The organism is Sphingopyxis sp. GW821-FHT02C12 (assembly GCF_059421785.1).
Map to the genome: position 1 here is coordinate 1,044,036 of NZ_JBWKVQ010000001.1, position 20,316 is coordinate 1,064,351.

The 20,316-nt window shown below is 65.2% G+C and carries 19 protein-coding genes; 14 read left to right on the forward strand and 5 right to left on the reverse strand.

Going from position 1 to position 20,316, the window contains the following annotated elements; genetic code table 11:
• The 12 genes from AC07U1_RS04845 (at position 1) to AC07U1_RS04900 (ending at position 13,423) form a co-directional block, all read left to right on the forward strand.
• Positions 1–333, forward strand: coding sequence for a TrbC/VirB2 family type IV secretion system protein (locus AC07U1_RS04845; RefSeq protein ID WP_495177293.1), 333 nt, complete (start codon positions 1–3; stop codon positions 331–333).
• Positions 333–602: a VirB3 family type IV secretion system protein gene (locus AC07U1_RS04850; protein WP_037553365.1), complete on the forward strand. Its 270-nt coding sequence runs from the start codon at positions 333–335 to the stop codon at positions 600–602. The genes AC07U1_RS04845 and AC07U1_RS04850 overlap by 1 nt, the downstream gene beginning before the upstream one ends.
• Positions 599–3,040, forward strand: a complete 2,442-nt coding sequence (gene trbE / locus AC07U1_RS04855) for a conjugal transfer protein TrbE (RefSeq protein ID WP_495177292.1) — start codon at positions 599–601, stop codon at positions 3,038–3,040. The genes AC07U1_RS04850 and trbE overlap by 4 nt, the downstream gene beginning before the upstream one ends.
• Complete coding sequence (gene trbJ, locus AC07U1_RS04860) at positions 3,037–3,753, forward strand: P-type conjugative transfer protein TrbJ (RefSeq protein ID WP_495177291.1); 717 nt, start codon at positions 3,037–3,039, stop codon at positions 3,751–3,753. Before trbE ends, trbJ begins: the two co-directional genes overlap by 4 nt.
• A gap of 1 nt (position 3,754) precedes the next feature.
• On the forward strand, positions 3,755–4,006 hold the full coding sequence (gene trbK-alt, locus AC07U1_RS04865) for a putative entry exclusion protein TrbK-alt (RefSeq protein ID WP_495177290.1): 252 nt from the start codon (positions 3,755–3,757) through the stop codon (positions 4,004–4,006).
• The gene (gene trbL / locus AC07U1_RS04870; RefSeq protein ID WP_486387208.1) at positions 4,003–5,289 is read left to right on the forward strand and encodes a P-type conjugative transfer protein TrbL; all 1,287 of its coding nucleotides are present in this window, start codon (positions 4,003–4,005) and stop codon (positions 5,287–5,289) included. Before trbK-alt ends, trbL begins: the two co-directional genes overlap by 4 nt.
• Before the next feature lie 4 nt (positions 5,290–5,293).
• A complete protein-coding gene (gene trbF / locus AC07U1_RS04875) occupies positions 5,294–5,977 on the forward strand; it encodes a conjugal transfer protein TrbF (protein WP_495177289.1) in 684 nt (227 codons plus the stop codon).
• The gene (gene trbG / locus AC07U1_RS04880) at positions 5,974–6,810 is read left to right on the forward strand and encodes a P-type conjugative transfer protein TrbG (RefSeq protein WP_495177288.1); all 837 of its coding nucleotides are present in this window, start codon (positions 5,974–5,976) and stop codon (positions 6,808–6,810) included. The genes trbF and trbG overlap by 4 nt, the downstream gene beginning before the upstream one ends.
• Positions 6,807–8,030: a TraB/TrbI/VirB10 family type IV secretion system protein gene (locus AC07U1_RS04885; protein WP_495177287.1), complete on the forward strand. Its 1,224-nt coding sequence runs from the start codon at positions 6,807–6,809 to the stop codon at positions 8,028–8,030. Before trbG ends, AC07U1_RS04885 begins: the two co-directional genes overlap by 4 nt.
• Positions 8,027–8,242: a DUF2274 domain-containing protein gene (locus AC07U1_RS04890; protein WP_495177286.1), complete on the forward strand. Its 216-nt coding sequence runs from the start codon at positions 8,027–8,029 to the stop codon at positions 8,240–8,242. The genes AC07U1_RS04885 and AC07U1_RS04890 overlap by 4 nt, the downstream gene beginning before the upstream one ends.
• 158 nt (positions 8,243–8,400) lie before the next feature.
• Positions 8,401–10,161: a competence protein CoiA family protein gene (locus AC07U1_RS04895; RefSeq protein WP_495197731.1), complete on the forward strand. Its 1,761-nt coding sequence runs from the start codon at positions 8,401–8,403 to the stop codon at positions 10,159–10,161.
• 61 nt (positions 10,162–10,222) lie between these two features.
• Positions 10,223–13,423, forward strand: coding sequence for a hypothetical protein (locus AC07U1_RS04900; protein ID WP_495177284.1), 3,201 nt, complete (start codon positions 10,223–10,225; stop codon positions 13,421–13,423).
• Here AC07U1_RS04900 and AC07U1_RS04905 read toward each other — a convergent pair whose 3' ends face one another.
• Positions 13,424–14,692, reverse strand: coding sequence for a site-specific integrase (locus tag AC07U1_RS04905; protein WP_495177283.1), 1,269 nt, complete (start codon positions 14,690–14,692; stop codon positions 13,424–13,426). It abuts the gene before it with no gap.
• Positions 14,693–14,945: 253 nt separating this feature from the next.
• A complete protein-coding gene (locus tag AC07U1_RS04910) occupies positions 14,946–15,725 on the reverse strand; it encodes a transglutaminase-like domain-containing protein (RefSeq protein WP_495177282.1) in 780 nt (259 codons plus the stop codon).
• Between the two features lie 95 nt (positions 15,726–15,820).
• Between AC07U1_RS04910 and AC07U1_RS04915 the strand changes: the two genes are divergently transcribed.
• Positions 15,821–17,074 carry an MFS transporter gene (locus AC07U1_RS04915; protein WP_495177281.1) on the forward strand — a complete coding sequence of 418 codons (1,254 nt, stop codon included), beginning with the start codon at positions 15,821–15,823 and terminating at the stop codon, positions 17,072–17,074.
• On the opposite strand, the gene AC07U1_RS04920 is transcribed toward AC07U1_RS04915, so the two are convergent.
• A complete protein-coding gene (locus tag AC07U1_RS04920) occupies positions 17,047–17,808 on the reverse strand; it encodes a competence/damage-inducible protein A (RefSeq protein ID WP_495177280.1) in 762 nt (253 codons plus the stop codon). The genes AC07U1_RS04915 and AC07U1_RS04920 overlap by 28 nt on opposite strands.
• A gap of 103 nt (positions 17,809–17,911) precedes the next feature.
• Between AC07U1_RS04920 and AC07U1_RS04925 the strand changes: the two genes are divergently transcribed.
• On the forward strand, positions 17,912–18,547 hold the full coding sequence (locus AC07U1_RS04925) for a glutathione S-transferase family protein (RefSeq protein WP_495177279.1): 636 nt from the start codon (positions 17,912–17,914) through the stop codon (positions 18,545–18,547).
• Here the strand turns inward: AC07U1_RS04925 and AC07U1_RS04930 are convergent.
• On the reverse strand, positions 18,544–19,440 hold the full coding sequence (locus AC07U1_RS04930) for a DUF2785 domain-containing protein (RefSeq protein ID WP_495177278.1): 897 nt from the start codon (positions 19,438–19,440) through the stop codon (positions 18,544–18,546). The two genes, AC07U1_RS04925 and AC07U1_RS04930, sit on opposite strands and share 4 nt — an antisense overlap.
• Positions 19,441–19,519: 79 nt before the next feature.
• Positions 19,520–20,251 (reverse strand): Bax inhibitor-1/YccA family protein, encoded by a 732-nt coding sequence (locus AC07U1_RS04935; protein ID WP_056345147.1) that lies wholly within the window; start codon positions 20,249–20,251, stop codon positions 19,520–19,522.
• Positions 20,252–20,316: the final 65 nt, after the last annotated feature.

Sequence of the window (20,316 nt, forward strand, 5' to 3'; positions counted from 1 at the left end):
ATGACCCACGCCGCCCGGCGGGAGGCACCGCGCTTCCTGCTCGCCTCGACCGCCCTCTATGTCGCGCTCTTCACCGCCTTGCCCGCTCGGGCCGGTGGCTCGTCGATGCCGTGGGAAGCACCGCTGCAATCGATCCTCGAAAGCGTCGAGGGGCCGGTCGCGAAAGTGATCTCGCTGATCATCATCATCATCACCGGGCTGACCATCTCGTTCGGCGACACGTCGGGCGGCTTCCGCCGCATGGTTCAGATCGTGTTCGGGCTGTCGATCGCCTTCGCGGCGTCGAGCTTCTTCCTGACCTTCTTTTCCTTCGGCGGCGGAGCCGTCGTCTGATGGATGCCCCGGCCGAAGTCACCGGTTTCTTCGCGCCCGTGCACCGCGCGCTCGCCGAGCCGATCCTGCTCGGCGGCGCGCCGCGCGCCCTCGCGATCGCCAATGGCACGCTCGCGGCCGGGATCGGCCTTGGCCTCCGCCTCTGGATCGCGGGGCTCGTCCTCTGGATCGTCGGCCATGCGCTCTCGGTCTGGGCGGCGCGCCGCGACCCGCAATTCGTCGACGTCGCCAAACGTCACCTCAAATATCCTGTCTGGATGCGGCCATGATGAATTTGTCCGAATATCGCTCGAAGTCGGCCTGCCTTGCCGATTATCTCCCTTGGGTTGCGCTCGTCGCCGAAAACGTGGTGCTGAACAAGGACGGCTCGTTCCAGCGAACCGCGGCCTTCCGCGGTCCCGATCTCGACAGCGCCACTCCCGCCGAACTCGTCGCGGTCACGGCGCGGCTCAACAATGCGATCCGGCGCCTCGGCTCGGGCTGGGCCTTGTTCGTGGAGGCGCAGCGGCTGCCGTCGAGCGATTATCCCGAATCCTCTTTCCCCGATCCGGCATCCGCTCTGGTCGACATGGAGCGCCGCGAGCAATTCCGGGAGGAAGGGGCGCATTTCGAGAGCCGATATTATCTGACCCTCCTGTGGATGCCGCCGGCCGAGGATGCCTCGCGGGCGGAAGGCTGGCTTTATGAGGGCATGGAGCGCTCGGGAGTCGATCCGAGGGAGCAACTCGCGAGCTTCATCGACCGATCGAACCGCATCCTTCATCTCGTCGAAGGCTTCATGCCCGAGGCCGATTGGCTCGATGACGGCGAGACGCTGACCTATCTGCATTCGACGGTATCGACCAAGCGCCAGCGCGTTCGGGTCCCCGAAACGCCCGTCTATCTCGACGCGCTGCTGACCGACCAGCCGCTGGTCGGCGGGCTTGAGCCGCGGCTCGGCGAGCAGCATCTGCGGACCTTGACGATCACGGGATTTCCGACCGCGACCTGGCCCGGCCTGCTCGACGATCTCAACCGGCTGGCCTTCGCCTATCGCTGGTCGACCCGCGCGATCATGCTCGACAAGACCGACGCGACCAAGCTGCTGACGAAAATCCGGCGGCAATGGTTCGCCAAGCGCAAGTCGATTGCGGCGATCCTCAAGGAGGTGATGACCAACGAGCAATCGGCGCTCGTCGACAGCGACGCCTCGAACAAGGCCGCCGATGCCGACATGGCCCTGCAGGAACTTGGCGCCGATCATGCCGGCGTCGCCTATGTGACCGCGACCGTCACCGTGTGGGACAGCGACGCGGCCCTCGCCGCGGAGAAACTCCGGCTGGTCGAGAAGGTCATCCAGGGGCGGGACTTCACCTGCACGATCGAGGGCATGAATGCGATCGAGGCATGGCTCGGGAGCCTGCCCGGGCACGCTTACGCCAATGTCCGCCAGCCGCCGATCTCCACCCTCAACCTCGCCCACATGATCCCCCTGTCCGCCGTGTGGGCGGGGGCGGAACGGGACGAGCATTTCGGAGACGCCCCCTTGCTGTACGGCAAGACCGAAGGCTCGACCCCGTTCCGCCTTTCCCTTCATGTCGGCGACGTCGGTCACTGCCTCGTCGTCGGTCCGACGGGAGCAGGCAAGTCGGTCCTGCTCGCGACGATGGCCATGCAGTTTCGCCGCTATCCTGGCTCGCAGATCTTCGCGTTCGATTTCGGCGGCTCGATCCGCGCCGCAGCCCTCGCGATGCGCGGCGACTGGCAGGATCTTGGCGGGGCGCTTCACGACGGCGAAGGCGGGGTGGCGTTGCAGCCGCTCGCCCGGATCGACGAGGCGTCCGAGCGGAGCTGGGCGGCCGAATGGCTCGCTGCGCTGTTCGCGGGCGAAGGCATAACGATCGACCCGGCGGCGAAGGAGCATCTCTGGTCGGCGCTCACCTCGCTCGCGACGGCACCTGTCGCCGAACGCACGCTGACGGGCCTCGCGGTGCTGCTCCAGTCGCGCGAACTCAAGCAGGCACTCGCGCCCTATTTGGTCGGCGGGCCCTGGGGGCGGCTTCTCGATGCCGACGAGGAGCGGATCGGAGCCGCCCGCGTTCAGGCCTTCGAGACCGAGGGACTTGTCGGCGCCGCGTCGGCGGGACCCGTGCTGTCCTATCTGTTTCACCGGATCGCCGGACGGCTCGACGGCTCGCCGACGCTCATCATCATCGACGAAGGCTGGCTCGTGCTCGACAGCCCCGCCTTCGCCGCGCAGCTCCGCGAATGGCTGAAAACGCTCCGCAAGAAGAATGCGAGCGTGGTCTTCGCGACGCAGAGCCTTGCCGACATCGAAACCTCGAGCATCGCGCCCGCAATCATCGAGAGCTGCCCGACCCGCATATTTCTGCCGAACGAGCGCGCGCTCGAGCCGCAGATTGGCCGCATCTACGAGCGCTTCGGCCTCAACGACCGGCAGATCGAGATATTGAGCCGGGCGACCCCGAAGCGCGATTATTATTGCCAGTCGCGGCGCGGCAATCGTCTCTTCGACTTAGGGCTAGGCGAGGTCGCGCTCGCCTTCACCGCGGCATCCTCGAAGACCGACCAGACCCGCATCGCCGAGCTGTTCGCAGCGCACGGCCCCGACGGGTTCGCGGCCGCCTGGCTTTCCCACCGCAAGCTCGAATGGGCGGTCGAGCTGCTCCCCACCAACGCCGCCCCCAATGAGGAGTCCCCCCGATGAAGAAGAATATCGTCCGCGCCGTCGCTGCCGCAGCGCTTGTGTCCCTGACCGTCTCGGGTCCGATACTGGCCGTCCCGGCGAGCGCGCAGCTCGGCGGCATCGTTCACGATCCGCGCAACTATTCGCAGAATATCCTGACCGCGGCGCGCACGCTCGAACAGATCAACAACCAGATCAAGCAGCTGCAAAATCAGGCGACCTCGCTGATGAACGAGGCGAAGAACCTCAACAGCCTGCCGACATCGACGCTGGGCACGCTCGAGGCGCAGGTCGACCAGACGCGCCAGCTCCTCGCGCAGGCCGAGGGCATCGCGTTCAATGTGTCGGATATCCAGAAGGGGTTCGAGGCGCGCTACAAGGGCGGGGCGCTGTCGGGATCGGCCGCCGAGATGGTCGCCAATGCCGAGGCGCGCTGGAAGGACAGCGTCGGAGCCTTCGAGAATGCGATGAAGGTGCAGGCTGGCATCGTGACGAACATGGGCGGCACCCGCACGTCGATCTCGACGATCGTCGGCGCCAGCCAGTCGGCGACCGGCGCGCTGCAGGCCGCGCAGGCGGGCAACCAGCTTCTCGCCATCCAGTCGCAGCAGATTTCCGATCTCGCCGCGGTCATGAGCGCGCAGGGCCGCGCCGAGATGCTCGACGCCGCGCGTGCCGCGGCCGCCGAGGCCGAAGGCCGCGAACGCTTCCGCCGCTTCCGCAAGGGCAATTGAGATGGGCCGGGCGAGCGGGCTGGTGATGGGGGCAATCGTCCTGGGTCTTGCGCTGACCCTTGCCCTTGTCGCCGCGCTCGATCCGCCCGCGCCCCGTGCGTCCGCGCCTGCGATCTCCGGGGCGGACGCACCCCCCGATTATGGCGACACGCTTCGTCGCTGCCGAACCGCCACCGAAGCCGATCCCGAATGCGAGGCGGCCTGGGAAGCGAAGCGGCGCCATTTCTTCCGGACCGAAAAGAGCAAGCCATGAACGACACCGGCGTTATCGATAATTTCCTGTCGGTCTTCTCGACCTATATCGACAGCGGGTTCGGATTGCTCGGCGGCGAGGTCGGGTTCCTGTCCTCGACGCTGATCGTGATCGATATAACGATCGCGGCGCTCTTCTGGGCATGGGGCACCGACGAGGATGTGCTGCAGCGACTGGTGAAGAAGACGCTCTATATCGGCGTCTTCGCCTTCATCATCGGCAATTTCCAGGCGCTGGCCACGATATTGCTCGAGAGCTTCGCCGGGCTGGGCCTGAAAGCGGCAGGAAGCGCGATGGCGATCGGCGATTTCATGCGCCCCGGCATGATCGCGTCCACCGGCCTCGATGCCGCCGAGCCCTTGCTCGACGCGACCGCCGATCTTGTCGGCCCGGTGGGGCTCTTCACCAACTTCGTCCAGATCCTGATCCTGCTGATCGCCTGGGTGATCGTCGTGATCGCCTTCTTCATTCTCGCGGTGCAGGTCTTCGTCACGATCCTGGAGTTCAAATTGGTGACGCTCGCGGGCTTTGTCCTGCTGCCCTTCGCCTTCTTCGGACGCACCGCCTTCATGGCCGAGCGCGTCCTTGGCCATATCATTTCCTCGGGCATCAAGCTGCTCGTGCTCGCGGTCATCACCGGCATCGGCACGACCCTTTTCCAGCGCTTCATGGACGCGGGGCTCGGGACCGAACCCGACATTCGCGAGGTGATGGCGATCGCACTCGGCGCCTTGACCCTGCTCGGTCTCGGCATCTTCGGTCCGAGCGTCGCCAACGGCATCGTGGCGGGCGGCCCGCAGCTCGGCGCAGGCGCCGCCGCAGGCACGACCCTCGCGGCCGGGGCGACCCTCGCCGCTGGCGCGGCGGGCGCGACGCTGGCGGCCGGCGCGGCGAGCAGCGCCGTCGGTCGCACCGCGCTCGGCGCCTCGCGCGCGTCCGGCAGCGCTTCGGCATCCTATGCCCGGGGTGCGGCCGGGAAGAGCGGGATGCGGGCGTTCGGTGCGGGGCTCGCCAATGTGGCGCGTGACACGGCGCGCGGCGCGGGTTCGCCGCTCCGCGCCGCGGCTGACCGCCTGCGTCAAAGCTATGCCGCGGGGCAGGCGGGCAAGTCCGCGGCCGGCGCTGCCACCGCCAGCGACGGCGCGGCGTCGCCTCCGACCTGGGCGGCCGCCATGAAGCGACGGCAGGCGGTCACCTCGGGCGCCACCATCGCCTCGCAGACCCTCAAGGCCGGCGACAGCCATGGCGCCGGCTCCGCTCCCGACATCAGCCAGAAGGATTGAACCCATGTTTCGACGCCCGTCCCAACATTATGGCAAGTCCCCGGTCCCGGTTACGCCCTACCAGCGCGCGGCGCAGGTCTGGGACGACCGCATCGGCTCGGCCCGTACCCAGGCGAAAAGCTGGCGCCTCGCCTTTTTCGGCTGTCTCGCGCTTTCGGGCGGACTCGCCTCGGCGCTCGTCTGGCAGTCGCTGCGCGGCACGATCACCCCTTGGGTGGTCGAGGTCGACAAGCTCGGCGAGGCCAGGGCGGTGGCGCCGGCCGATGCCGACTATTCGCCGACCGACCCGCAGATCGCGTTCCACCTTGCGCGCTTCATCGAGCATGTCCGCTCGATCCCGGCCGATCCGGTGGTGCTCCGCAAGGACTGGCTCAGCGCCTATGACTTCACCACGCCCAAGGGCGCGCAGGCGCTGAGCGATCACGCCCGCGCGAATGATCCTTTTGCCGAGGTCGGCAAGATGCAGGTCGCCGTCGACGTGTCGAGCGTGATCCGCGCGTCGCGCGACAGCTTCCGCATCGCCTGGACCGAGCGCCGCTATCAGGATGGCAGCCTGGTCGAGACGTCGCGCTGGTCGGCGATCCTGACCACCTCGATCCAGCCGCCCCGCACCCCCGACGCCCTGCGCCGGAACCCGCTCGGCGTTTTTGTCACCGCTATTTCTTGGTCAAAGGAGCTCAGCCAATGATCCGCCTCACCCTTCTTCTCGGCGCTGCCGCGCTCGCGCTGCCGGCGCAGGCGGCACCCGCCGATCCGCGCACCCAGGTCGGCCGCGCGAACGACGCGGCGCGCGTCCAGCCCGAGCGCGCGACCTTCCTCAACGCCATCCAGAAATATGCTTGGGCCGATGGCGCGCTGTTCCAGGTCTACACCGCCCCCGGACAGGTCACCGACATCGCATTGCAGGAAGGCGAGGAGCTTGTCGGTCCTGGACCTGTCGCGGCCGGCGACACGGTGCGCTGGGTCATCGGCGATACGGTAAGCGGGACGGGCGCGTCGCGCCGCGTTCATATTTTGGTGAAGCCAACGCGCCCCGACATCATGACGAATCTGGTCATCAACACCAGCCGTCGAACCTATCACATCGAGCTGCGCGCGACCCCCGCCACCTATATGGCGGCGGTCTCCTGGTCCTATCCGCAGGACGAGCTGATCGCGCTTCGCGCCGCCGAGAGTGAACGGGCGCGGCTCGCCCCGGTTGCAGGCGGGATCGATTTTGCGGCGTTGAGCTTTGCCTATCGCATTTCCGGCGCGAAGGTCGCCTGGCGGCCGGTGCGCGTCTTCGACGATGGGCGCCAGCTCTTCGTCGAGTTCGGCGCTGCGATCGCAACCGCGGACATGCCCCCGCTGTTCGCGATCGGCGAGAAGGGCGCGGCGGAGCTACTCAACTACCGCGTCGACGGCCGTTACATGATCGTCGACCGGCTCTTCGATCGCGCCGAACTCCGGCTGGGGAGCGGGCGCGGCGCCAAGGCCGTGCGGATCGAACGCGAAACCCCGCGCCCGCGAGGCCGGTCGTGACGGCGCCCGAACAGCCGGGCGCCGACGCTGTGCCCGCCGAGGCCGAGGTTGCGCCGATCGCCCCTGCGAGCCCCGATGCGTTCCGCCTGGCGGGTGAGACGCCGCGGGTCATGCGCCTGTCGCGGAAAACGCTGGCGGTTATCGGCGGGGCCGGCGGCATCGCGATTGCGGCATCGCTCATGTGGGCACTGCGCACGCCGGCCCCGGCCGAGCGGCAGGAGCTCTATGAAGCGAGCAACAATGCGAGGCCCGACGCGGTCACCGGAGCACCCGCCGACTATGGCGCCGTGCCGAAGCTCGGTCCGCCGCTCCCCGGCGACCTTGGCCGGCCGATCGTTGCGGCGCAGGGCAGCGGCGAAGCCATCCCCGTCCCGCCGATCGGCGCGGCAGGGGGCAATCCTCCCGATCCGCGCGAGGCGGCCGCCGAACAGGCGCGGCAGCGAGCCATGCAGGAGCGCGAGAGCGCCCAGACGAGCCGGCTCTTTCTGGCAGGCGGAACTACAAGTTCCGCCGCAACAGACATTGTGTCCGCCGAGGCGGCCGCGCCCGAGCAGGGGGCGGAGCCTCGCACGGCCAATGAGGGGCGGCGCCAGTTTCTGGCGTCGGGGTCGAAAAGGCCTCTCGAAAGTGGCGAGCGGCTGATCTCCCCGAGCTCCGCGCTGGTCGTCCAGGCCGGGACTGTCATTCCGGCAGCGCTCATCACGGGCATTCGATCGGACCTGCCAGGCCAGATCAGCGCGCAGGTGACGCAAAATATCTATGACAGTCCGACCGGGCGCATCCTGCTCATCCCGCAAGGCTCGCGGTTGATCGGCGAATATGACAGCGAGATCGCGGCGGGACAGAGCCGGGTGCTCCTCGCATGGGACCGGCTGATCCTTCCCGGCGGACGATCGATCCGCCTCGAACGGCAGCCTGGCGCCGACGCCGCAGGCATGTCGGGGCTGGAGGATCGGGTGAACAATCATTGGGGCCGGATGGTCCGCGCCGCGCTCGTCTCGACCCTGCTCGGGGTCGGGAGCGAGCTCAGCGTCGGCGGCGAAGACGAACTCGCCCGGGCGCTGCGCTACGGGATGCAGGACAGCACGAGCCAGGCCGGGCGCCGCATCGTGGAGCGTGAACTGGCGGTGCGTCCGACGCTCACCATCCGACCGGGTTTCGCGCTCCGCGTAATCGTCATCCGCGACCTCATTCTCGAGCCGCAGGCGGATTGGAGATGAGCCGGCTGCGCCTTGGGCCGATCGTCGAGGAGAAACCGGTCAAGGCTGCTGTCGAACTCACGGGCAAGCTTGCGCGCGATCTCGCCGACTATGCCGCGGCACATGCGAAGGAAAATGGCCTGTCCGAGCCGTTACCGATCGAACGGCTCATACCGCCGATGCTCGAACGGTTCGTCGCGACCGATCGCGGTTTTGCGAAGGCGCGGCGTTAGGCGGTAAAGAGTATTTTGTATGCGCACACAGGGTCGATTATGATCGCCCTGTGGACGAGCATTTTGCTCCTGAGCGGCCGACCCAACCTCCGCGGCCTTGCACAACGAAGCCCGATCCCTCGGGCTTGCGGGTGCCTTTCGCTGCATGCGGCGATGGCGTGGTTCGGCACGTCGAACAGATTATACCGCACCGCGACGGCCCCTTTACCTGCCTTGGATGCAAGGAACGACTGACCCTTCGGCTCCCGAAGAAGATGCGGAAGCATTTCGCGCACCAGTCCGACAGCCGATGCTCAGGCGAGACGGCCCTGCATCTCTACGCCAAGCTGCTGCTGGCTGCTGTCCGGCGCGTCACCCTGCCAAGCCTTGTCCTCCGCGAGGAGCGACTGGAGGAGGTCGTTTTCGAAGGCGGGCAATTTGCGCTCGACGAGGTGAGGCTGGAGAGATCGGAGGGCGATTTCCAGCCTGATGCCATGGTGTGGATCGGGTCCGATCGACGCGCAGTGGAATTCAAGGTGTCGCACGCGGTCGATGAGGAGAAGCAGAAGAAGGTGGCGCGCGCAGGCTGCCCGATGATCGAGATCGATCTTTCCGGAGTGCGTTGGCGCCAGCTAGATGGCGCCGAACTCGACGAGCAGATACTGCACGACGCGCCGCGGGACTGGATCCATCATCCGGATCGCGAGCGTTCCGCGCAGCGTTTGTCCGAGCGGGTCACGGCTGAAGCGACGCGCAAGGGCGAGGCGCTCCGATGGCATATCCGGGAGCGGCCGCAGAAGCCTCCCGTCGACACCGAATGGGCCGCCGCGATCATGGCCGATCTCCAATATGCCGAACTGGACTATCTGCTCGGAGCCAAGAGCCGAATGGCCCATTGGTTCACCGTGCGCCCCCAACTGTGGCAGGCGGCGCTCGTGCATGCTCTGATTTACACGCCGAGTATCAAATATTCGCCGGGATCGCGCATCCATATCCATGGCGAGTGGCCGAACGAGGCCAATCTCGAGAGCGTGCTGCCGACCTGGATGCTGCGCACCGACCTCAGCAATTACAAACCGAAGGCGCTCGCAGCCGCCGGTTACTCGCGAGAAAGTTTCGGGTCGCCCAGCCAAGCGGTGACCGAATATCTTTTCAGCCTTTTCACCGATCGGCAGGCTGTGGTGTGGGAGCGGGACGAGCAGCGCTTCTATGTCGATTCCGATCTTCACGCCCGCGTTCACAATCGCCATGACCTCGAGCGAACCGTTGCGAGCATCGCCAAGGATGCCGGCCATCCCGATCCGGATGGCTTCAGCCGGCGCTGGATGCAGCGATATAATGTCGACGGGCGAAATCCCTGGAAGGTAGCGGCGGAAGGCGGCGATGATTATCGCGCACTGGACAAGCGGGTCCGGGCGATCTTCGACATGTCGCGCAGCTATCGCGACCTTCCGATCGTCGACGATCTTTGCGGATTGCCCTTTCAGGAGTGGCGCGACGGGCTCCGGCAGAAGCGCGAGGAGAAGGAAGCCGCCGAACGCAAGCGGATCGATGACGCGAAGGAGAGTCGGCGGCGGAACTTCGCCATCGCCGCGAAAAACGCGCTCAAGGAGGAGGCCGAGACCTGGCTCGCATCGACGGTCGTCGACGGGATGCCGATCACCGAATGGGCATGTGGCAGCGACGATCTCTATTGGCGAGCCTTCAGTCATATCGAGCGGGCTGAGGCCGCGAGGAAGCGGCGGGTTCTGGCAGCGGAAGCGGCTGAGGAACTGCGCAAGCGGCTCACGACCGCTTCCAACAAGGCCTTCCGCGATCCGGACCGCGCGCACCTCTTTCTCAACAGCGCGCATCCCAAGCTTGCGGGTCGCCGTCCGATCGAGGCTTGCGAGACCGATGCGGATTTGAGAGTCGCGCTGGCCCTTCTTCCGAAAGCGTAGCGGAGCATGTCGGAGGGAATTCCCACTCGCGTGTGAAATTACGGTGTTCTAGACTTGTTCTATGGACCATCCCGACGATTCGGCCGATCTGCCCGAGGCCATGGGCGCTATTCTTCCTTCGGAATTCATGCGCCAGCTGAGACCCGATGAGTTTTCCGATAGCGGATCCGAACCGGCCTTCATCCTCGAAGCCTATGAACTGGAGCAGCGGCTCGAATATGTCACGGCGCGCAACGAGACCCATGATTTCGAGATCTTCTGCCGGAAGCTCTGCGAGCGGATCATCTGCCCCAATCTGAAGCTGGCCACCGGCCCCGAAGGTGGCGGCGACAGCAAGGCCGACAGTGAGACCTTCGCCGTCGCCGATGAGATCGCCACCCTGCACTATGTCGGCGAGGCAAATTCGGGCAGCGAGCGCTGGGCCTTTGCTTTCAGTGCCAAGAAGCAGTGGCAGCAAAAGGCGCGCTCGGACATCGAGGGCATCGCCGGGACGGGACGTCCCTATACGAAGGTGTTCGTCGTCACCTCGCGTTACGGCCGCTCCAAAGACATTGCCAAGATTCAGGATGAGCTGTCAGCGAAATTTGGCTTTCGCGTCGAGATATTGGATCGAAGCTGGATCATCGATCGGATTCTGAACCAAGGGCATAAGGATCTGGCGGTCGATTACCTCGGTGTCGGAAAGCGCAACGAGAAGGCGCGGGTCGGTCCGGCAGACTATGCGCGATCGCAGCAGCTTGAGGATCTTGAGAAGGCGATTCAGGACCCCGCCGCCTATGAGGGCGTCGAGGCGCAGCGCGCGACCGACGCGCTGCTCGCTGCGACGCTTTCCAAGGAATTGGAGCGGCCGCGGTTCGAGACCGACGGACGGCTTGATCGGGCCATCCGTCTCGCCGATCAGTCGGGATCGCTCAGTCAACGTATCGAAGCACGCTATCAGCGGCTCTGGACCGGCTTCTACTGGTTCGATGATTTCGATCTTCTTGAGCGGGAATTCGATGCGTTTGCCGAGCTCGCCCTCGGTTCGCCGGCGGCGCGTCACGCGGAACGTGTCGCAAACCTCCTGCAGTGCCTGATCAGTGCCGTCGCGCAGGGCTATCGGCCGGCCGAGGTCGTGCGCCTTGATGAACGACGCGGGCCGCTTGTCGACCGGCTCGAATTCTTCGCAGGGGAGAAGGACCGGCCAAACAATGCCCTTGAGGCACGCACGACGTTGCTGATGCTCGATGTCACAACGACCGCCTTCGACCGCAGTGAAGATCGGGCGCCCCTTTGGCAGGAAGCGGGATCAATTCTCGAAGCCGCTGCTGGCCTCGCCGAATATGACGCTGACCGGCTGTCGCAATTGGTCGACGGCGTGGGACCACTGGGCGCGAAGGATCCGGCCTATGGCGAACTCGTCGACCAACTCGCCGAATTCATGGGTAAGCGAGTGGGCGAAGGTGAAAGCGGCCGAATCCTGCTCCGGCGGGCTAGCCGCCTCGATGCTAGTGCCGATCGCCTCGAACGTATCCGCCTGCTTGGGCGGGCAACGCACCAGCTGACCAAGCGCGAATATGCCGAAGAGCTGATCGAGGCGAGTTACATGCTCGCCGTCGCCTATCAGGGGATCGGGATGCTCTGGGCCGCCCGCGCCGCTGCGCTGTTCGCAGTCGCGTCGATCATCGCAGATTCGGAACATGATACCCATCCGTCGGTTACCTTGGTTCCGGCCTTCATGCTGCTGACTTGGATCGATATCGAGCTGCGGCTGCTTCCCGAAACGCTCGATGCGATCCGGATGATCAACGGCTGCCGGAAAATGCTGCCGCTCGATGATGAGTCGAAAGCGCGCGTGGACGACCGGCTCAAACAGATGGATGGGGTCCTTGCCAGTCAATTCTTGAATAGCTCGGCTGAAGACCTCGACGCGATGGCGGCGTTGCCTTCGGTGCTGGACCAGCTGGGTCTGCCCATGTGCTGCGGCGCGCTTCTCTATGTCCTTGGTTATGTGGAGCGGCTCGGCGAGCGGCAGCCGGATGAGGAGCCGGAAGGTGGGCTGGAAGAGACGTTCGCGCGGGTAGCCAACCAGCCGGCCGGCGACCTGCGAGGGCGGCCGCTGCTCACTGGATCTCCGGAACCGCACAGCATCGAAACCCGCGTTATCGGGATGCGCGTGGTCGTGCATCTGCCGGGCAGCGACAGTTCGATCCTCGCCGCTCAGACACTCCTTGCTGTGATCGATACGCTGTTCGCGACGACGATTGGCTTGCGGATCGGGGCCTTTGTCGAGCGCTTCGATATCGATCTGATCGAGAGCACCGACGCGACGGCGCCGAGCGTCGATTTTGATCAAAAGAGGATGCGGGCAACGCTGCACTGGCCAGCCGGATCGACGCCCGCAGACCATCTGGGCGAAAATGGCACCCACAGTCAGTTCCTGCTCTTGTCGACGTTGATGCTCCTCGCGACCTCGACCTCCGACGGGCAGAAGATTTCGCTCGAAAAGCTCTTTCGCCAGGAATCCCTGCTGGAACGGGTCAGCTCTGCGGTGGCGAGCTCTAACAGTCGCATCCGCTCGATGAATAGTCAGGCGTCGCGTCTGGCCGAGTGGAATGCCTTGGCGACCGAGAGTTTTCCGCCAAAGCCCGATCGGCCAGTGATCGTGCGCGTGCCCGAAAGCGACCCCGAAGAGGAAAAGGTCAGCGAACGATATGCGGCGGGCGATCATCGCAGCGTCGAAGTCCGTTCGATATTGGACATTCCGCAATGGGAGCGCGCGGGGTGGATCGGCGTGATGCTCGGGCTTGAGTACGACCTCCCGATCATCGGCCTGCACTTCGAAGACCGCGAGGCGGGCCGCGAGATTTTCGAGCGGTGGCGCGAACGGTTCGGGGCACGCGATGCGGATGGGGTGATACATGTCGCGATCCTGCGCGAACTGCCCGGACGGCCCCCGTCCCATTATGCCGTTCTGCTGATGCCGGGCGTGGAGCCGGAGGAAGGCACGCTGATGAGCATGCCCAGCCGCCTCAAATTGCTTGAGCCTGCTGTCGACACCAACCTGCGTTTCTTTCTCGAGAATTATCCAGCGGGCGGCTCCTATATTCTGGTGCCGAGCTTTGTGAAGGAGAGCGGCGAGCTGGAGCTCATGAAGGACCTGGCCATCCTGAAGCACGGCCTTTCGATCCGCAAAGTGGCCGACATCGACAACTCCAGCCTGGAAATAATCGGCGTGCAGATTTTGGAGGCGATGGAAGCGCGCGACGGTTCGCCGCCCTGATCAGGCGGCGAACTTCATCTGTGCCGCCTTCCGCACGCCAGTCTCGAGATGTTTCGCGATCTCGTCCGAGGTGCGGCTGACTGCCAGCTTCACGGCTTCATCGATGTGAACATAGTCTTGCGTCACGCTTTGCGACGCGTGGCCGAGCATCGCGCGGATCGTGAGCTCGGAGAAGCCGAGTTCGCCCGCCATACTTCCGAAGGTGTGGCGCAGCGTATGCGGCGTTACGCCCTCGATGCCGGCCGAGCGGCACAGGCGGGCTAAGCAGTCGCTGACCGCGGTAAACGGGCCTTCGCCATTCGACGCCGGGAAGACGTAAGGGCAGCCGGCGATTTCGGTTTGAGCGACGACGATCTTGATCGCCTCGGGTCCGATCGCCCGATATTGCGCGTCGCTCTTCGTGTCGGGGAACGCGACATAACCGCCCATCGGGTTGACCCACTGCCGCTGCATCGCCTGCGCCTCTTCCCGCCGATAACCGGTCAGAAGCAGGGTTCTGACGATTGCGAGCGCAACGGGGTTCTCGGAACCCAGTTCAGCCCGGCCGATTGCTCGGCCAAGCAGCTCGATCTCGGCGATGCTGAGACGCCTAGTCTTTTTCTTGGTCGCAAGCTTTTTCGCGCCCTTCGTTGGATGTTCCGCAATCAGTCCTTTATGCTTTGCATGGCCGAGAATGGCCTGAAGGGTGCCGAGGCTCCTCCCGGCAACGCCAGCGCCGCCGGTCGGGCGGCCCCCGCGCCCGCCAGAGGGCGGCTTTCGGGTCTGACCGATGGCAATGTCATTCTGCATCGCCTCGACGTCTGCGATCGTCAGCTTCCGCACGAGCCGTTTGCCCATGAGCGGGATGATGTGCGTCCGGATGCGGCTTTCGTCCATGTTGAGCGACGTATCCTTGATCGGGCGGTTCTTCCGTCCAAGAATGCGACCGGCTCGTGCTTCGACGAGATACCATTCGCACATCTCTGCGACATTGAGTTCCTTCCGGACCCGGCGCGATTCCTCGGCCGGGTCTTCGCCAGAGGCCACCTTCCCCAACTGAATCTTTGCGAGCTCACGGGCCTGCTCGACGGTCATCACGCCGAAGCGCCCGATCTTCACCCGACGAACCCGGCCTTCCTCATTCATATACTGGATGACGAACGTCTTGGTCCCGGTTGCGCCCACGCGGATGCCGAACCCCTTAATCTCCGTGTCCCACAGAAATGCCTGCCCAGACGCTGGCGCAGCCAGCGCATCGACCGTCCGCTTGTTGAGCTTTGCAAGCGCCACGACTTCCTCCATAATATTACGCGAGGGTCGCCGAATCGAAAAGTAATAAGGACGTAATAAAAAAAGACCGCTTCGCAGGGTGTCTTTAGGATAAAATATCGTAGGCAGAAGTCAATAAACGATTGATTTATCGTACTTTGGCGTAGAAAAAGAAGCTCTGGGGTATTTGCAGTAATTTCTTGCCAAGGTTGGGGTCGAGGGTTCGAATCCCTTCGCCCGCTCCAGTCTTTCCTGCGGCTTGCGCCGCGGGCCGTCATCGGGCTTCGGTGACCCTCACCGACTGGCCTACCAGCTCGATCTCGCGATATGCGGTCAGAAAGGCGACGTCCGCCGCGTCGCGGCCGACGCAGATTCGGGCCATCGCGTCGCCGCGCGCCATGCCGGTGGCATCGACCGGGTGCCAGTCACCCGCGAGATAGATTTCGGCGACCGCGTGGAAGTCCTGCGGCTCAACGCCCAGCGCATAGGCGCTCGCCATGCGCGCGGGAATATGCGCGGCGCGGGCAAGCGCGATCATGACATGGGCATAGTCGCGGCATACCCCGCGCCGTTCGACGAAGCTGTCGAGCGCGCCGGTTTCGGATGTGCTCGTTCCCGCGACATAGGTGAAGCGGCTTTCGATCCAATCGCGCATCCGCGCGATCTTCGCCCCGCCCTCGAGTTCGCCGAAGCGCCGCTCGACGAACGCGTGAAACTTGTTCGACGGGCAATAGCGCGATTCGTTGAGATAGGGGACTGCCCCGGCCGGCAGGCGGTGCAGCGGCACCGACGCAAGGCTGGCGAGATCGGGTGCGGGACGGTCGATCGCCACCTGCGCGCGATAGTCGACACGCAGTTGTCCGTGCTCGCGCAGCCAGATCGGCTCGCAAATGCCGTTCGGCGTGGGCACGCGCGCCAGATGGTCGGGGTTTCCCAGGTCGAGCGACGCGTCGAGCACGCGCTGGCCATGGCCGTCGGCAGCCTCGATCTGCAACATCAGGTCGACCGGTTCGGGCAGCCGGTAATTTAGGGAAGCGGAAATTTCGAGTTTCATCTATCGCCAACGCATGGGGGAGAGATCGGTGCCGCTAGGCGCAGTCGCACCAAAGGGCAAGCCGCGCTTCCCCCGCTATCAGCCATAGGACCTTTGTGACCGCTTCGCGTACCATTCCCTTCATCGTCGCCACCATCTTCATCGACGCGATCGGTTTCGGCATCATCATGCCGGTGTTGCCGCAACTGGTGATGGAGATCGGCAGGGTCGACCTTGCCAGCGCGATGGGAATCGCGACGGCGATCGGACTGGTGATGGCGGTCGCGACCTTCCTCGCCTCCCCGGTCCTCGGCAACCTGTCGGATCACTTTGGGCGGCGGCGCGTGCTGCTGCTGTCGCTGGCCGGCCTCGCCGCCGACTATGTGCTGCTGACCATCGTCCATACGCTCCCCTGGCTGTTCGTCGCTCGCGCCCTGTCGGGCATTTTCGGGGGCAGCGTCGCCGCCGCGCAAGCGGCGATCGCCGATGTCACCCAGCCCGAAAACCGCGCGCGAAACTTCGGCTTCGTCGGCGCTGCGTTTGGCGTGGGTTTCGTGGTCGGGCCGGTCATCGGAGGTTTTCTGGGCGAAGTCGGGCCGCGTGCACCCTTTGTGGCGGCCGCGCTGCTCGCGGCGGCGAACATGCTCTATGGCGTCTTCATCTTCCCCGAAACGCTGCCGGCCGAGCGTCGGCGCCCCTTCGACTGGCGCCGCGCCAATCCGTTCGGCGCGTGGAAGACGATGCGCGGACTGCCGGGGATGAGCGGTATCGCGACGGTGCTGACCTTGTGGCAGATTTCCAGCCTCGTCTATCCGATGACGTGGAGCTTCTATTGCATCGCGCAGCTCGGCTGGTCGCCGAAGATGATCGGCGCGAGCCTCGCCGCGGTCGGAGTCGCCATCGCGCTCGGCCAGACCTTCGTGGTAGGCCCCACGGTCCGCCGCTTCGGTGAACGCGACGCGGCGACGATCGGCATCCTCGTCGCGGTGGCCGTCTATATCGGCTATGCCTTTGTCGACACGACATGGGGGGCGTTCCTGCTCATCGTGCCGATCATGTTCCAGGCGCCAGTGCAGCCATCGCTCAACGCGCTGATGTCGCGGCGCGCGAGCGCGGCGATGCAGGGGGAGGTCCAGGGGATTTCGGCGATGGCGATGGGGCTGGGGCAGATCGTCGCGCCGACGCTGTTGATCGGAACGATGGCCTGGTTCACCGGCGACAAGGCGCCCGTGCATTTTCCCGGCGCGGCGTTCCTCGTCGCGACAATGTTCGGGCTGCTCGCGCTACTGATGCTGCGCCGCCTGCCGCGCGTCACTCGGACGAGCGACGAAGCTGCGCCCGATCAGATGCCGCCGTCGGTCACCGCATAGCCCGCAGCCTCGAGCCCCGCCGTCACCGCAGCGACGCACGCCGCGACCGCCTCGGCCGAGGTCGAGCGGACGACGAAATTGGCGCCGACCTTGCCGTCGCGAAAAAAGGGGTAGCTGCCGATCGCAACGCCCGCATGGTCCTTTTCACCCTGGCGCAGCAGGTCGGCGACCTCGCTTTCGGGCGCCCATGACCCGATCGTATGCGCGACGAGCGGCGCCCCGCCTTCGAGTTCGCCGGTCAAAGCGTCGAGCATCCCAGCCGTGATATGCGGCACCCCCGCCATCACGAACAGATTGCCGATGCGGATGCCCGGCGCGCCCGACATGCGGTTCGGGATGAGTTCGGCGCCGTCGGGGGTGCGCGCCATGCGCAACCGCGCCTCGGTCAGTTCGCTGCCGCGCGCGGTGTAATAACGCTCAAGGATCGCGCGCGCATCGGGGTGGACGATAACCCCGACGCCGAGCGCTTTCGCCACCGCGTCGACGGTGATGTCGTCGTGGGTCGGGCCGATCCCGCCGGTGGTGAAGACATAGTCGTAGCGCGCGCGGATCGCGTTCAGCGCCTCGACGATCTCTTCCTCGACATCGGGGACGATGCGCACTTCGCGCAGGCGAATCCCCTGCACGTCGAGCCAGGTCGCGATCTGCGCGACATTCTTGTCCTGCGTGCGGCCCGAGAGGATTTCGTCGCCGATCACCAGCACGGCGGCGGTCCAGATACGTTCGTCGCTCATCGCTTTGCCTTAGCCCGCTGGCATGACAAAACAAGTCCGGTGGCGCAGCAACAATGTTCCTGTTACGTTCTATCCCGACTCGCCAAACCAAGGGAGATGCACGATGGCCGATGAACTGATTTTCTACACCAACCCGATGTCGCGCGGGCAGATCGTCCGCTGGATGCTCGAAGAAGTCGGCGCGTCCTATGAGACCCATATCCTCGGTTATGGAACGTCGATGAAGGACGAGGCTTATCTGGCGATCAACCCGATGGGCAAGGTTCCGGCGATCGCCCACGACGGAAAGGTCGTTACCGAATGCGCCGCGATCTGCGCCTATCTGGCCGACGCCTTTCCGGACGCCGGTCTCGCGCCCGCCGCCGATGCCCGCGCCGATTATTATCGCTGGATGTTCTTTGCCGCCGGGCCGGTCGAGCAGGCGATTACCGCGAAGCATTTCGGGATCGAACCCGACGCCGATCAGCAGCGCTCGGCGGGCTTCGGAACGCTTGAGCATGCACTCGACGCGCTTGAAAGCGCGGTCGCGGGCAAGACCTATGTCGCGGGTGACAAATTCACCGCCGCCGACGTCTATGTCGGCAGCCAGATCGACTGGGGGTTGCAGTTCGGCACGATCCCGAGCCGCCCGGCATTCGAGGCCTATGCCGCCACCCTGCGCGAGCGCGACGGGTATAAGCGCGCCAAGGCGATCGACAATGGCCTGATCGCCGAGATGCAGGCGGCGAATCCGGCTTAGGGCAACGCCCTGATCAGCTCGACCGCCAGCGGGGCGAGGCGGCGAATCTGCGGGTCTTTCGATTCGGAGGCGCTGACATAGATGGCCGAAGCGAAGGCGGTGCTGTTGTGGATCGCCGCGAGACCGGCGGCGCCGGCATAGGCGTCCCGCCAGCGCGGGCTGGCGTCGGGGTGCAATGATTGGAACCATGCCGCCAAGGCGGCATCATCGATATCCGAACGCCGCGCGAGATAAAGGATCGGGCCGGCGAGACGCCCCGGTTCGCCATGGACATAATAGGGCGATGCGGCGGGCGCGACCTGCGCCGCGATCGCCGCGAGCAGCCGGTCGGCATCGGCGCGCGACAGGCGCGGGTTGAGCGCCAGCTGAAGCATCAGATCGGCGCCGTGCGCGACGCCGTGGCGCCAGCCCTCGCCCACCGTGAAGCCGCGATAGTCGGTGACGCCGCGCAGATAGGTGGTGCCCGCCGCCGCGAGCGCGTGGAGTTCGACGTCTGTCAGAAAGGGCTCGATCCGGTCGGCGCGCGCGACTTCCGCCAGCGCCAAGGCGGCGAAGGGGCGGCGGAAGCCTGACGCATCGCCGGGTCCGGCCATCACCGCCTGCAGGCGCATATTGGCGTGGCGCATCAGCGCCGGCTCGACCTGTTTGCCGCGCAATCCTTCGGACCAGAGGGCGAAGGCAAAGCCGTCACGCACCGCCGGGTCAGGATCGCCAAGGCAGGCAAGCAGCGCGTCGATCGTCGCCGCATCGGCCTTTGGATAATACTGGCCGGCATAGGTCTTGAGGTCGCTGTCCGCGGGGCGTCGGATGGCGCACTTGTCGGTTTCACTTGCCATCGCCGGCGTCGCCGCCGCCATCGTGGTCAAGCCGATGACGGCCGATATCGCCCTCATTCCGCCCGCTCCTCCCCAAATGAAAGAGCCCGGCGAATCGCTCCGCCGGGCTCCTTGCATCAGTTGGTCATCCGTCCGCTCAGTCGCGGCTGCCCAGCAGGTTGAGCAGGAAGGTGAACATGTTGACGAAGTCGAGATAGAGGTTCAGCGCCCCCATGATCACGGTCTTGCCCATCATGTCCGTCCCGCGGACGTAGAAATACATGCTCTTGATCTTCTGCGTGTCATAGGCGGTGAGGCCCGCGAACACGAGCACGCCGACGATGCTGATCGCCAGCATCAGCGCGGGCGACTGGAAGATGAAGGCGTTGAGCAGCATGGCGACGATGATGCCGATGACGCCCATTATCAGGAAGGTGCCGAAGCCCGACAGGTCCTTCTTGGTGGTATAGCCATAGAGGCTGAGACCCGCGAAGGCAGCGGCCGTCGCGAAGAAGGTCTGGGCAATCGAACCCATGCCGAAGCGCAGGAAGATCGTCGACATCGACAGGCCCATGACCACGGCAAAGGCCCAGAAAAGGCCTTGCATCGCGGCGGTCGACAGCTTGTTGATGCCGAAGCTAAGCACCAGCACGAAGGCCAGCGGCGCCAGCGCGACGACGAACCACAGCGGACTGGTCACCATCGAAGCGGTGAAGCCAGACTGGAAAGCGAGCAGGGCGACGATGCCAGTGAGCAGCACGCCCGATGCCATATAGTTGTAAACCGACAGCATGTACGACCGCAGGCCGGCATCGACGGCCTGGTCCGTTGCAGTCGCTGCGGCGCCAAAACCGGAAGCCGCCATATTGGGGTCGTTCCAATTAGCCATTGTTTTCACTCCATCATTGGCCAGCCCATACCGGCCATAGCCGCAATATCGTTATTTTTTCCCGC